The following is a 14,183-nucleotide window of genomic DNA, read 5'->3' as shown; positions in this document are numbered from 1 at the left end:
GCGGGGCATTCAATTAACAAAAACGATTATGCGGCTTGCTTGGCGGAGGCTGCAGCCATTTCGGTCAGTGCGCGTTTGTATTCGTTCGGGAATACTTTAACAAATTTTGCACGCGCGGCTGACCAGTCGGCCAACAGTTCTTTTGCTCGAGGGCTGCCTGTCAACGCCAGGTGCTGCTCGATCAAGCCTTTAAGAATCACTTCGTCTGGCTGGCCTAGGTGTTGTACTTTGCCAACATCTGCTTCCGCCGCTTCGACTTTTTCCAGTGACACCATGCTCATATTGCAGCGTTTGGCAAACTGGCCGTCAATGTCGTAGACATAGGCAATGCCGCCACTCATCCCGGCAGCAAAGTTCTGGCCGGTCTGACCCAGTACCACCACGGTACCACCAGTCATGTATTCGCAACCATGGTTGCCTACGCCTTCAACCACGGCAGTTGCGCCTGAGTTACGCACGCAGAAGCGCTCACCCGCCACACCGCTCAAGAAGCTGCTGCCTGTGGTCGCACCGTACATCACGGTGTTACCAACGATGATGTTTTCATAGGACAAGCCACGGAATGTTGCCGGTGGTTTGATAATGATCTGACCACCACACAGGCCTTTACCCACGTAGTCGTTGCCTTCGCCTGTCAGCTCAAAGGTAATACCCTTGGACAGGAATGCTGCAAAGCTCTGACCGGAAGTGCCAGTGAATTTGACGTGAATGGTGCCATCAGGCAGTCCGGCGTTGCCATAACGGCTCGCCACTTCGTGTGACAGCATGGTACCTGCTGTACGGTTAGTGTTCACAATTGGCAACTCAAGCGTGACTTTTTCGCCTTTTTCCAACGCCGGTTTAGCCAATGCGATCAATTGGTTATCCAGTGCCTTGGCGATGCCGTGATCTTGCACGTCATTGTTTTTGCGTGCCACACTGGCTGGCATGTCAGGCAAGTGGAACACTTTGCTGAAGTCCAGGCCATTGATCTTCCAGTGCTCGATGCCGGCTTTCATGTCCAGCAAATCGGCACGGCCGATCAAGTCATCAAACTTGGCAATGCCCATGCTGGCCATCAGTTCACGCACTTCTTCAGCGACAAAGAAGAAGTAATTCACGACATGCTCAGGCTGGCCGGTAAACTTCTTACGCAGTTCTGGATCTTGGGTGGCAACACCGACCGGGCAAGTGTTCAAGTGACACTTACGCATCATGATACAGCCTTCAACCACCAGCGGTGCGGTGGCAAAGCCAAATTCGTCTGCACCCAGCAGGGCGCCAATCAGCACGTCACGGCCGGTTTTCATCTGGCCATCGACTTGCAGCACGACGCGACCACGCAACTGGTTGAGTACGAGGGTCTGCTGGGTTTCGGCCAGACCAAGCTCCCATGGCGTGCCTGCGTGTTTGATCGAAGAAATTGGTGAAGCGCCTGTCCCACCATCATGACCAGCGACCACGATGTGATCGGACTTGGCCTTGGCCACGCCCGCTGCCACGGTACCGATGCCGGTTTCTGACACGAGTTTGACCGAAATCGAGGCTTTTGGATTGGCGTTTTTCAGGTCATGAATCAGCTGTGCCAAATCTTCAATCGAGTAAATGTCGTGATGTGGTGGTGGAGAGATCAAGCCGACGCCAGGCACCGAGAAGCGCAATTTCGCAATGTAGGGCGACACTTTATGGCCAGGCAACTGACCGCCTTCCCCAGGCTTGGCACCTTGTGCCATTTTGATCTGGATCTGGTCAGCGCTGCTCAGGTATTCGGCGGTCACGCCAAAGCGGCCAGAGGCCACCTGCTTGATGCGTGAGCGCAAAGAGTCACCCGCTTGCATTGGCACATCTGCTTCAATCAAATCACTGCCCAATACGGTGGCCAGGCTGGATTCTGTTTGGACCGGAATAAAGCGTTTGACGTCTTCACCGCCTTCGCCAGTATTGGACTTGCCGCCAATCCGGTTCATGGCAATCGCCAAGGTGGCGTGCGCTTCGGTTGAAATGGAGCCCAAAGACATGGCGCCAGTGGCAAAGCGTTTAACAATCTCTTTGGCCGATTCCACCTGATCCAATGGGATCGCTTTACCCGCAGGTTTGATTTCAAACAGTCCGCGCAAGGTCATGTGGCGACGTGTCTGATCGTTGATCAGTGCGGCGTACTCTTTGTAAGTTTCGTATTTGCCAGTCCGGGTCGCGTTCTGCAATTTGCTGATCGACATCGGCGTCCACAAGTGCTCTTCACCGCGTACACGGAAGGCGTACTCACCGCCCGCTTCCAGCGCATTGGAGAGCACGGGGTCATTCCCAAATGCTTGCATGTGCATGCGTACAGTTTCTTCGGCAACTTGCTCCAGACCGATGCCTTCAATCTGGCTGACCGTGCCAGTGAAATAGTCATTCACAAACTGGCTATTGAGGCCGATCGCTTCAAAAATCTGTGCGCCGCAGTAAGACTGGTAGGTCGAGATGCCCATTTTGGACATGACTTTGTACAAGCCTTTGCCGATCGCCTTGACGAAGTTTTTGCCGGCTTTTTCAACATCGCCGGTCATGGTCTTGATGGTTTCGTACACCAGCCATGGGCAAACAGCTTCCGCACCATAGCCTGCCAGCAGGGCAAAATGGTGTACTTCACGGGCTGAGCCTGTATCAATCACCAGACCGGTGCTGGTACGCAAGCCGGCTTTGACCAGAAACTCATGCGTGGCCGAGCAGGCCAGCAGGGCTGGAATGGCAATGCGGTTCGCTGCGACGGCACGGTCCGAGAGGATCAGTACGTTATAGCCGTCATGCACGGCTTTTTCGGCTTGGTCGTGCAAGACGTCCAGGGCCTGTTTCATGCCGGTTTTACCTAAGGCGGCATCATAAGTCAGGTCAAGGACGATGGACTTGAACTGGCCTTTGGTCAAAGACTCAATCTGTTTGAGTTTTTCCAGGCCTTCCAGGCTCAACACTGGCTGGCCGCTTTCCAAACGCAATGGCGGATTGGTCTCATCAATCGCCAACAGATTGGGTTTAGGGCCGATAAATGTCACCAGTGACATCACCAGCTCTTCACGGATTGGGTCAATCGGCGGGTTGGTCACTTGTGCAAACAACTGTTTAAAGTAGTTGTACAGTGTCTTGGCTTTATTGGACAGCACGGGCAAGGCCGCGTCGTTCCCCATGGAGCCTGAGCCCTCTTCGCCGTTGTCTATCATGGGTTGCAAGACAAACTTCAAGTCTTCCTGAGAGTAACCAAAGGCTTGTTGGGTATCCAGCAAATCCGCGTTCAGGCTGGCTTCGCCAGTGCCTACGCCAGGCAAGTCGGTCAAATGGAAGCGGGTTTGTTCAATCCACTGGCGGTAAGGTTTGGCTTGTGCCAGTTCAGTTTTGACTTCTTCGTCGTCGATAATGCGGCCTTGCTCCATGTCGATCAGCAACATTTTGCCTGGCTGCAAACGCCATTTTTTAACGATTTTTTCTTGTGGGAAAGTGATCACACCCATTTCAGACGCCATCATGACGATGTCGTCTTCGGTCACCAGATAGCGGGCTGGGCGCAAGCCATTCCGGTCCAGCGTGGCACCAATCATTTTACCGTCAGTAAACGCGACTGCAGCCGGGCCGTCCCATGGCTCCATCAGTGCCGCGTGGTATTCATAGAACGCACGGCGGTCTTCGTCCATTAATGGGTTGCCTGCCCAGGCTTCCGGGATCAGCATCATCATGGCGTGTGGCAGGCTATAGCCACCAGCCACCAGCAGCTCAAGACAGTTATCAAAGCAGGCGGAGTCGGACTGGCCTTCTGCAATCAGTGGCCACAGTTTTTCCAGGTCTTCACCCAGCACCGCAGATTTCATGGTCTCATGACGGGCGGCCATCCAGTTTACGTTGCCTTGAACGGTATTGATTTCACCGTTGTGTGCAATCATGCGGAAGGGGTGGGCCAGATCCCAGGCTGGGAAGGTGTTGGTAGAAAAACGCTGGTGTACCAGAGCAAGCGCTGAAATCACGCGCTCATCTCTCAAATCTTTGTAGTACACGCCCACTTCATTAGCCAGCAGCATGCCTTTGTAGACGATGGTGCGCGAAGAGAAGGAAGGCATGTAAAACTGTGCCTTGTCTTGTAGGTTCAGTGCGCGAATCGCGTGTTCAATGCGTTTGCGGATCACAAAGCATTTGCGTTCAAAGGTGTTACTGTCGGTCACGGTGCTGGCAATAAACACCTGGCGCATCACAGGCTCAACCGCGCGGGCGGCGTCGGCAATATTGCTGTTGTCGACCGGCACATCACGCCAGCCTAGCAGGGTTTGATTTTCTTCTGCGATGATTTTGGCAAAGATGGCTTCGCATTGCGCGCGGTTGTCTGCGTTTTGTGGCAGAAATGCCTGACCGACGGCGTATTGTCCGGCTGCTGGCAAGGTCATGCCCAGCTTGGCAGCCTCTTCGCGCATAAAGGTGTCTGGCATCTGCATCAGCAAGCCCGCGCCGTCACCCAGTTTAGGGTCGTAACCGGTCGCGCCGCGATGGGTCAGGTTGTCCAGCAGTTGCAGGCCTTTAGCGACAATGTCGTGGCTTTTCTGGCCTTTAATATGGGCGACAAAGCCCACGCCACAGCTATCTTTCTCGTGGCGTCTGTCATATAAACCCTGGGATTGCGGAGCTAAACCGAATTGGTCGTCCCGGGCGGTTGCGGTATCTTGAGAAGCACTCATCAGGTTGTTGTCAGACTGCATGTCCATTGCCAGATTCTTCACTTACAAAACATTTGGAGGAACCTTCAATGATACCGTTAAAGTTTAGCAATTTCAATTGTTTAGCCTGCGTTAAATAACGGATAAAGGCATTTTATTTTTTAGTTGAGAATGGTTTTTATTTACCAATTAATTGCGCTTTAATTTACACAAATACCAGAGAGCTAGCAGGGTTTTAAAATGGTGGGCTCAGTTGAATCTGTCACGCTTGTGAGGCGGTTTATCCCTGAATAGAGCACTCCTTGCGAGTCCGTGGATCAGAGATTGCGATTGGATTGTCTTTATATAGACGGCCTGCCAGAAGGTGTCAGGCCGCTCAGGGGGGCGTTATCCGGGATGGTCAAGGATGTGGGGATTCGTTTGCGTGGCGAGCCTGAGTGGCAATCGCCACGCAAACGTCTGGCTTACAGGCTGGCAAAGGCTTGTTCGGCCGCCTGTACGGTTTGTGCGATATCGGCATCGGTATGTGCCGCCGAGACAAAGCCCGCCTCAAATGCAGATGGCCCCAGATAAATGCCGCTGTTCAGCATGCTGTGGAAGAAGTGATTAAAGGCATTTTTATCTGCCTGCATCATGTCGGCGTAGCTGGTGGGGTTGCTGGCGCTAAAATAGAGGCCAAACATGCCGCCTACGCTTTGTGCGCTAAAGGTGACGCCCGCTTTGTGTGCTGCCTGCTTCATGCCGTCCATTAACTGCGCTGTTTTTGCCGTCAGTGCCTCATAAAAGCCGGGTGCCTGGATTAGTTTGAGGGTGGTCAGCCCGGCGGTCACAGCCACGGGGTTGCCTGATAGGGTGCCGGCCTGGTAAACCGGCCCAAGTGGTGCCAGCACGCTCATGATGTCTTTGCGGCCACCAAAGGCGCCTACGGGCAGGCCGCCTCCAATGACTTTGCCCAGGGTCGTCATGTCCGGTCTAATGCCATACAGTGCCTGTGCACCGCCCAGTGCCACGCGGAAGCCGGTCATGACTTCATCAAAAATCAGTACCGTGCCATGTTGGCTGCACAGTTCACGCAAAGTGGTTAAGAATTCGCGGTGAGGCACAATCAGGTTCATGTTGCCGACTACCGGCTCCAGAATCACGCAGGCAATCTCGTCCCCCATGCTGGCAAAGGTGTCTTTGAGCATTTGCGAGTTGTTGTAATCGAGCGTCAGGGTGTGCGCAGCGACTTCTGGCGGGACACCGGCGGAGCTGGGTTCGCCAAAGGTGAGCAAGCCGGAGCCAGCCTTAACGAGCAAGGCATCGGCATGGCCGTGGTAACAGCCTTCAAATTTGATGATTTTATTGCGCTTGGTAAAGCCACGGGCCACGCGAATAGCGCTCATGGTCGCTTCGGTCCCGCTGCTGACCAGGCGTACTTGTTCCATGCTGGGCACAAGTTGATTAATTAATTCAGCCATTTCGAGCTCGAGGCCGGTTGGCGCGCCGAAACTCAGGCTGTTGGCGGCCGCTTGCTGCACGGCTGCAACAACTTCCGGATGGGCATGTCCCAAAATCATGGGGCCCCAGGAGTTGATGTAGTCAATGTATTCTTTACCATCCGCATCCCAGAGCTTGGAGCCGAGGCCCTTTTTGAAAAAGATGGGCGTGCCACCGACGCTACGAAACGCGCGTACCGGCGAGTTGACGCCGCCTGGAATCAGTTGCTGGGATTTTTCAAACAGTTGCTGGTTGCGAGAGGTCATGACGGAGCAATCGGATAAACATTAAAAACGCTATTCTAGCAGAGCCTCTGGGGTTGATCATGCGTACGCTTGGCCGGATGGCTTGTGGTCAGCGAGTGTGCCCAAGCTATTGAGTCTGGCTGGCGAGCTGTTGAAGGTGGCGCTCAGCCTCCGCCTGCAAGCTTGGCTGCGCGGATTGTTGAGCGAGCAAGGCCAGTCCTGACCAAGCCTCCAGATAGTTCGGCTCCAGTTTAGTGGCTTGTAAATAGGCTTGTTGGGCTGCGGCGAGGTGCCCTTGCCCATGTAGCGCACTGGCTAAATAAAAGTGTGCTTCTGCAGCCTCTGCTTGCTGGCTTAACCAAGTGCGCGCGATGTGCTCTACGGCCGGCCAGTCGCTGTTTTGGTAAGGAATCACCACTTGCATCCAGAACGGGCGCTCATTCAGCGGTAAGTCCCAAAAGGGAGTGGCGTCGGCCTGAATGCTGTTGCTGGCCTGTTTGCCAAGCAGCGTTTGTATCCATTCGACCGGCACACTATAAAAGTAGGCCTGTTTGCCGGGACTTTTAAACGTGCTTAAAGCAACCAGTTCGCCTGCCTGGTTAAAGGTCGGGCTGCCACTGGCGCCCATGATAAACGCGGCATCGGTGCGCACAATCAGGCTGTCATCATAGGGGTACAAGGCTTTCACATGGCCTGCGATGGTTTGTGGCTTGGGCGGTCCACCTGGAAAGCCGATGGAAAAGACGGCATCACCATAATGTAAGGCGGCGGTTGTGCCCAGCTTGACTGGCGGCAGTTCCAGATATTGAAATTTCAACAGGCAGATATCGTGTTTCCAGTCCGCGACCATGCCAACCGGGCTGACGCTATCACCGAATTTGGAAACGCTGACGCCAGTGCTGTTCGCCAGCACATGGCAATTGGTAGCCACTGTATCTTGTGCGACGACCACGCCGCTGCCGACGCCGTGACCGCCAGTTTGCGTCATGCTGTGCACTTTTACCACCGAGGCTTTCAGTCGATAAACCAGCTCATGGTCGAGCTCGGCATGGGCCACCAAAGCGCCCGTGCTGAAGAGCATGAAGCAAACAAGATTGAATGAGGGGCGCATACAAACTCCCATGGTTGGTGATGAAGGCAAGCTACCTCGACTTTGTCAGCCGGAATTGCAAAAAATTCTGCTTGCCCTGGCACAATATCTGTGAAAAGCCATGCAAACAGCGCTAGAATAGCCGGTATTTTTTGATTGTTTAAGGATTTATCATGCTGATTACGAGCGAAATCGTTGATTTGGACACCCCGACCGGGGTGATGCGTACTTATGTTCATCGTCCAAAACACGATGGCAAAGTGCCTGCGGTTTTGTTTTACTCTGAAATTTTTCAGCAGACCGGTCCGATTGAGCGCGCAGCGCGCTTTTTAGCAGGGCATGGTTATGCCGTGCTGGTGCCTGAAGTGTTCCATGAGTTGAATCCGATTGGCACGGTATTGGGCTATGACGATGCTGGCCGTGACAAAGGCAATGCGGACAAAATGGCCAAAGATGTGCAGGCCTACGACACGGATAACCGCGCCATGATTGACTATCTGAACAAGCAAGCCTGGTATGACGGCAATTTGGGTGCGGCCGGTTTTTGTATCGGTGGTCACCTGGCTTTCCGTGCAGCTTTGCAACCCGAAGTCAAAGCGACGGCCTGTTTCTATGCTACCGATTTGCACACCAACATTATCCCGAACCAGCCTGGTCAGCACAGCATGGACCGTGTCGGCGAAATCAAGGGCGAGTTGCTTATGATCTGGGGCAAGCAAGACCCTCATATCCCGGGAGATAAGCGTGCAGAGCTGTATAACCGCTTTGCCGCGGTGCCCGGACTGCATTACACCTGGCATGAATTTAATGGACAACATGCCTTCATGCGCGATGAAGGGGAACGTTACGATGCGCAGCTTGTCAACATTGGATATCAATTGACCTTGCAGATGTTCGGTAACGTACTCAAGTAACCTACTGGAACACTTGAGCGAAAGAAAACTAAGGTGCTGAAAATGTTATGCCAGTTGCGATTCTCAAAACAACTTGCATGGGATATTCAATACATACCCTAGTCCAAGCACAGGCCAAAAGCCTGTGCTTTTTTTTCAACTAAATTAACCATTGTTTAGAGAGAACTATGACTATAAAAAATGCGGATATTGGATTGGTAGGATTGGCAGTGATGGGCCAAAACCTGGCGCTTAACATTGCTGATCACGGCTATACCATTGCGGTCTATAACCGTGACCCGAAAAAAATGCTGAACTTCATCGAGGAGTGTAAAAAGAATGAGCCCTCACACGAACGTGTGGTGGGGCATGCTGATTTGGCCTCTTTTGTACTGAGCATCAAGCGTCCACGCAAAATTGTGTTGCTGGTGAAAGCCGGGAGCGCGACCGATGTGACCATTAACGCCCTGTTGCCTTTCCTGGAGCAAGGGGACATTATTATTGATGGCGGCAATGCGCTGTGGACGGACACCATCCGTCGCGAAAAAGAGCTTGCTGCCAAAGGCATTGAGTTTATTGGTTCCGGCGTGTCTGGTGGTGAAACCGGTGCCCGCTTTGGTCCATCGCTGATGCCTTCAGGTACACGCAAGGCCTGGGCTAGTCTGGAGCCCATCTGGCGCGATATTGCAGCCAAAGTGGATCCTGTGACCGGTGCCCCGTTAGAAGGTGGCGCACCTGGCAAACCAGTTCAGGGAGGGTTCTCTTGCGCGGAATATATCGGCCCGGACGGTGCAGGTCACTATGTAAAAATGGTGCACAACGGTATCGAGTACATCGATATGCAGTTGATTTGCGAAGCCTACTGGCTGATGAAAAACCTGCTGGGTATGCCCGCAGACGAGATCGGCAAAGTGTTTGCCGAGTGGAACAAGGGCGAGCTGTCCAGCTTCCTGATTGAAATTACGGCCGATATCCTGCAGCAAAAAGATCCCGCTGGCAAAGGCTTCCTGGTTGACCAGATTCTCGATACGGCAGGCCAAAAAGGCACCGGCCAGTGGACGGCGGCCAATGCGCTCGAACTGGGTGCCCCCGCCAATGCGATTGCAGCTGCCGTCTATGCGCGTGCATTATCCAGCCTGAAAGAGGAGCGTGTTGAAGCCAGCAAGATCCTCAAAGGTCCAGTGATTGTGCAAGAGAAAGACAAAGTTGCAACCATTGAGGCGATCAAGAATGCCTTGTATTGCTCCAAAATCTGCGCCTACGCACAAGGCTTCCAGCTGATTGATAAGGCACAAGTGGCTTACAACTGGAAACTCAACTTCGGTGAAATTGCCCAGATCTGGCGTGGCGGTTGTATCATCCGCGCGCGCTTCCTGCAAAAAATCACCGATGCTTATGCATTGAACTCACGCCTGAAAAACCTGATGCTGGATCCATACTTCACCAATGCGATGAACGAAGGTCAGGCAGGCTGGCGTAAAGTGATTGCGTTGGCCGTGACCAATGGCATTCCGGCACAAGGCTTCGCGGCGGCATTAGCTTACTATGATGGCTACAGAAGTGCGGACTTGCCAGCCAACCTGTTGCAAGGTCAGCGTGACTACTTTGGTGCGCATACCTATGAGCGCAAAGATCAGCCACGTGGTCAGTTCTTCCATCTGGATTGGCCAGAAGCTGGACGTCCACAGCTATCGGTTGAGTAATCTGCAGTTATCGCATGATAGCAGTGACCGCTCTTACAGGTAGTCGCTGCTTTTGAGTCAACCGCTGAAAATAAAAAAGATGGCGATAAAAGCCATCTTTTTTATTTGTCTCATCATTACCTCTACTTTAACGCAGGGACTTCGATATCGCAGTCGTTGCGCAATTTTTGGGTAAAGGGCGCCCGAAGTGAGTTTTCACATATTTCCGGCTAACCCAAGATTGGATTCAAGCATCCAACCTGAAAATCAGTGACCCGTTGCGGGGTCGGTTTGAAACGCCCTGCGTATTAAACGCAGTCGCAACTCGATTCTAAAAAGCGATGAAGCTCGTTGATTGCTTTCAGGTGTTGCTGTTCTTCGGCAAACGCTTTAGCGTTGGGAGCAGCATTGTTGAGGCTGGGGGCGTAAATTTCATCAATCAAAAAATGTTGTGATGAAACGGCTTGGTAGGATTCTACGATTTGCATTTTTACTCTTCCTTTTGGGATTCTCAATATTCATTACACAAAACAACGAATTGTGTTCGCCGTGCTTGTGGCGCCAAAATTAACAAAAAGTTCATTCTGCAGCAATGCGGAATTTGCCGTAGTGACCAAACTTGTCAAATTCTTCAGGCATATTTGTATCGCTACAACATTAAAGCAAACATGGTGCCATGTTCACGCTTAAAATAACGCATACTCCTCCAGGTTGGATGACACGTGTTGAAGATGGCTTGAAACCATGTGACGTAAAAACTGAAAGCCAAATCCGCTGATTTTTCGTAGAATATCGGCTTGTTTAATAAAACCTTTAAAAGCAGCATGCAAATTTTCGTCAATGGTAAAGCCATGCAACTTGCCGCAGAGGCCATGAGTGTGCAAGCGTTGGTCGAGCAGATGCAACTGACAGGTAAGCGCATTGCGATTGAGCGTAATGGCGATATTGTGCCGCGTAGCCAGTTTGCCCACGTGCAGTTGCACCCGGATGACAAGCTGGAAATCGTCGGTGCGGTCGGTGGCGGTTAAGCGCGATCTCATCAGCGTTATGCAGCTAAGAATGGAATAGAAAGTTTAATGATGAATGATGCTTTAGTGATTGCCGGTCAATCTTATCAATCCAGACTGTTGGTTGGCACCGGCAAATACCAGGACTTTACGCAGACACGCGCTGCGATAGACGCCAGTGGCGCTGAAATTATTACCGTGGCCATCCGCCGGACCAATATCGGTCAACATGCAAACGAACCTTCTTTGCTGGAGTATTTGCCGCCGAACGAATTTACTTATCTGCCGAATACCGCGGGTTGTTACAGTGCTGAAGAAGCTGTGCGCACCTTGCGTCTGGCGCGTGAGTTGCTGGATGGTCACCGCCTGGTCAAGCTGGAGGTATTGGGTGATCCGAATACCTTGTATCCTAACGTGACCGAAACCATTGCTGCGGCCAAAACGCTGGTCAAAGAAGGCTTTGAGGTCATGGTGTATACCTCGGATGACCCGATCATCGCCAAGCAGCTGGAAGACATTGGCTGTGTGGCAGTGATGCCGTTGGCTTCGCTGATTGGTTCCGGCATGGGGATTTTAAATCCATGGAATCTGCAAATTATCATCGAAAATGCCAAGATTCCGGTCTTGGTGGATGCTGGCGTAGGCTGTGCGTCTGATGCGGCGATTGCGATGGAGCTAGGTTGTGCCGGCGTGTTGATGAATACTGCGATTGCGGCTGCGCGTGACCCGGTATTGATGGCAGGCGCCATGAAAAAAGCCATTGAGGCTGGCCGGGAATCCTTTTTAGCCGGACGTATGGCGAAAAAGCTGTATTCTGCCAGCCCTAGTTCACCAACCACTGGCATGATAGGATAAATGTGACCGAACGCGCCCTCTATGCCTGTCAGGTGTCTGTCGAGACAGAGTACTTGCCTGATCAGTCTTCGCCGGAAACGGGGCAGTACATCTATGCCTATACGATTACGATCCGCAATACCGGGCAAACGCCTGCGCAACTGATCAGTCGACACTGGGTGATTACCGATGCTATGCAACAGGTGCGGGAAGTCAAAGGGCTGGGGGTGGTCGGCGAGCAGCCCTTGCTGGCGCCCGATGCAGAATACCGCTATACCAGTAGCGTCATGTTCAGTACACCCAGTGGGGAAATGTATGGCACTTATCAGATGGTGGCCGTCGATGGTCACTGGTTTGAAGTCGATATCCCGACGTTCTGGTTGCATCAGGCAGCCGGGCTGCATTAAACCGCACGCGCAAACATTTGCCTCGTCTGCTGTCTGCTGCATGAGGCCGCAGACCTATCAATGGTCTTTAAGTTGAAGTCACAAACGTGTTAACCATCAAAAACAGTTCTGTCATCCGTCTATGTCTTGTCCTCTCCAGTCTGCTATGGCTGGCAGGATGTCAAACGGTGCCAACGCCGGACACCTCGGGCAGAACATCGCCAGCTCCGAGCAAGCCTGCGGTTGAAAAGCCCGGTACGAGTGGCAGTGTCCCGCCTGTTACGCCATCACAAGCCTTTGCCTTGCTCCAGCCTGCGCAGTGGGCAGACCTGCCAGGGTTGGAAAAAGAAGACTGGATCGCCAGCTGGAAGGCATGGCTACAAGGATGTCAGGGGCTCAAAAACAAAGCGGACTGGAAAGCGGTTTGTGCTGCCGCGCTCTTGGTGCAGGCTGAGGATGTGTCTGCCATTCAGGCCTACTGGCAACAATATTTTAATGTGTATGCCACGCGGCAGGCGGATGGCGCCTCGCAGGGCTTGATCACCGGCTATTATCAGCCTGTGTTGCAAGGGGCTAGGCAAGCAAGTCCGCGTTACCGCGTCCCGCTTTATCAAGTGCCGTCGGATTTGATTACCGTGAATTTGTCGGCATTGTTTCCCGAGCTCAAGTATAAACGCGTGCGTGGCCGCTTGCAGGGCCAAACGCTGATTCCCTATTACACACGGGCAGAAATTGAGCAGCCGCAATCGCCGTTGAATGGCAGTGAGTTAATCTGGGTCAGCGATCCGGTAGAAGCATTTTTTCTGCAGGTACAGGGGTCGGGCATCATTGCGCTTGAAAACGGCGAGCGTGTTCCCGTAGGTTACGCCGACCAGAATGGGCACCCTTACCAGTCTATTGGCAAGATCCTGGTGGAGCGCGGAGAAATGACCGCCAGCGAGGCTTCCATGCAGGGAATCAAGGCTTGGGCACAGCAGCATCCCGAGCAGTTACGCGGTTTGCTGGATGCGAATCCCAGCTATGTGTTTTTCAAGTTGCTGCCACCGGGGTTGTCCGGCCCATTAGGCGCATTAGGGGTGCCGCTCACAGCTGAACGTAGTGTTGCGGTCGATCCGTTTTACATTCCCCTGGGCGCCCCTGTCTATCTGGCGACCACTTACCCCAATGATGTGGCACCTTTGCAGCAATTGATGCACGCTCAGGATACGGGGGGGGCGATCAAGGGCGGCGTGCGTGCCGATGTGTACTGGGGAGAAGGCGATGCTGCTGGCAAGCTGGCGGGGGCCATGCGCCAACAAGGGAAATTATGGGTGTGGTTGCCCAAAACGTTCCCGTTGCCACATTGACCGAGATGCGGCAGCTGAAGCAATCTTCTGAGCGGGCCTGGCAACGCGCTGTTGTTGGTCAAACCCCCTTCAGGTCCTGGTTGCAGGAAAGGGGTTCATTAACTGCCCGCCTGAAAAAACATTATCCGGCGTTTTCGGTGGAGCTGTTGGCACAAGCCTGGCGCAAGCCGCATGTAGACGAACAGGCCATGTTGCGCCTGCATGCGATGTCCCATGCATGGGTGCGAGAAGTCATGTTGCGCGGAAACGGCCAGCCGCGCGTGTTTGCGCATAGTGTCATCGCGCGTCAGGATTTGCGCGGACCATGGTGCCGCTTGCGTGCAATCGGGCGGGTGCCGCTCGGGGCAGCGCTGTTTGCCAATCCTAAAGTCACACGTGGGCCGTTGCAGTTCCGCAAATTGTACGCACAGCATCCCTTGCATCAGGCGGTATGCCGCTATCATCCGCAGTTGCAGCAACATCCCCTTTGGGCAAGACGCTCCTTGTTCCGTCTGCATCATCACCTTTTGCTGGTGACAGAAGTGTTTTTGCCTGCTTGTGTGGATCATCCCCATGATTAATTTTTT

11 protein-coding genes are annotated in these 14,183 nt (G+C 53.1%); 7 read left to right on the top strand and 4 right to left on the bottom strand.

Annotated elements, in window-relative coordinates:
• Nucleotides 1–26: 26 nt before the first annotated feature.
• From ACT53G_RS14190 to ACT53G_RS14180, 3 genes are all read right to left on the bottom strand, one after another.
• Nucleotides 27–4,697 (bottom strand): glutamate synthase-related protein, encoded by a 4,671-nt coding sequence (locus ACT53G_RS14190; RefSeq protein WP_476169717.1) that lies wholly within the window; start codon nt 4,695–4,697, stop codon nt 27–29.
• Nucleotides 4,698–5,119: 422 nt separating this feature from the next.
• The gene (hemL, locus tag ACT53G_RS14185; RefSeq protein WP_476169716.1) at nt 5,120–6,400 is read right to left on the bottom strand and encodes a glutamate-1-semialdehyde 2,1-aminomutase; all 1,281 of its coding nucleotides are present in this window, start codon (nt 6,398–6,400) and stop codon (nt 5,120–5,122) included.
• A 106-nt stretch (nt 6,401–6,506) separates the two neighbouring features.
• Nucleotides 6,507–7,460, bottom strand: a complete 954-nt coding sequence (locus ACT53G_RS14180) for a S1 family peptidase (protein WP_476169715.1) — start codon at nt 7,458–7,460, stop codon at nt 6,507–6,509.
• Between the two features lie 182 nt (nt 7,461–7,642).
• Here ACT53G_RS14180 and ACT53G_RS14175 point away from each other — a divergent pair, with 182 nt between their 5' ends.
• Nucleotides 7,643–8,383, top strand: a complete 741-nt coding sequence (locus ACT53G_RS14175) for a dienelactone hydrolase family protein (protein WP_194749726.1) — start codon at nt 7,643–7,645, stop codon at nt 8,381–8,383.
• A 167-nt stretch (nt 8,384–8,550) separates the two neighbouring features.
• Nucleotides 8,551–10,065 carry an NADP-dependent phosphogluconate dehydrogenase gene (gene gndA, locus ACT53G_RS14170; RefSeq protein WP_194749725.1) on the top strand — a complete coding sequence of 505 codons (1,515 nt, stop codon included), beginning with the start codon at nt 8,551–8,553 and terminating at the stop codon, nt 10,063–10,065.
• A gap of 287 nt (nt 10,066–10,352) precedes the next feature.
• On the opposite strand, the gene ACT53G_RS14165 is transcribed toward gndA, so the two are convergent.
• Complete coding sequence (locus tag ACT53G_RS14165) at nt 10,353–10,532, bottom strand: hypothetical protein (RefSeq protein ID WP_194749724.1); 180 nt, start codon at nt 10,530–10,532, stop codon at nt 10,353–10,355.
• Nucleotides 10,533–10,868: 336 nt separating this feature from the next.
• Between ACT53G_RS14165 and thiS the strand changes: the two genes are divergently transcribed.
• From thiS to ACT53G_RS14140, 5 genes are all read left to right on the top strand, one after another.
• A complete protein-coding gene (thiS, locus tag ACT53G_RS14160) occupies nt 10,869–11,072 on the top strand; it encodes a sulfur carrier protein ThiS (RefSeq protein ID WP_476169714.1) in 204 nt (67 codons plus the stop codon).
• A 51-nt stretch (nt 11,073–11,123) separates the two neighbouring features.
• Nucleotides 11,124–11,906, top strand: coding sequence for a thiazole synthase (locus ACT53G_RS14155; RefSeq protein WP_476169741.1), 783 nt, complete (start codon nt 11,124–11,126; stop codon nt 11,904–11,906).
• 2 nt (nt 11,907–11,908) lie between these two features.
• On the top strand, nt 11,909–12,292 hold the full coding sequence (apaG, locus tag ACT53G_RS14150) for a Co2+/Mg2+ efflux protein ApaG (RefSeq protein WP_275356445.1): 384 nt from the start codon (nt 11,909–11,911) through the stop codon (nt 12,290–12,292).
• Between the two features lie 86 nt (nt 12,293–12,378).
• Nucleotides 12,379–13,617 carry a murein transglycosylase A gene (gene mltA, locus ACT53G_RS14145; RefSeq protein WP_476169713.1) on the top strand — a complete coding sequence of 413 codons (1,239 nt, stop codon included), beginning with the start codon at nt 12,379–12,381 and terminating at the stop codon, nt 13,615–13,617.
• Complete coding sequence (locus ACT53G_RS14140; protein ID WP_476169712.1) at nt 13,578–14,177, top strand: chorismate--pyruvate lyase family protein; 600 nt, start codon at nt 13,578–13,580, stop codon at nt 14,175–14,177. Before mltA ends, ACT53G_RS14140 begins: the two co-directional genes overlap by 40 nt.
• Nucleotides 14,178–14,183 lie beyond the last annotated feature (6 nt).

The sequence above is a fragment of the Methylophilus sp. DMC18 genome, from assembly GCF_056314005.1.
Note: the sequence above shows the minus strand (reverse complement) of the source record. Positions and strands in the feature narration are given on the sequence as shown.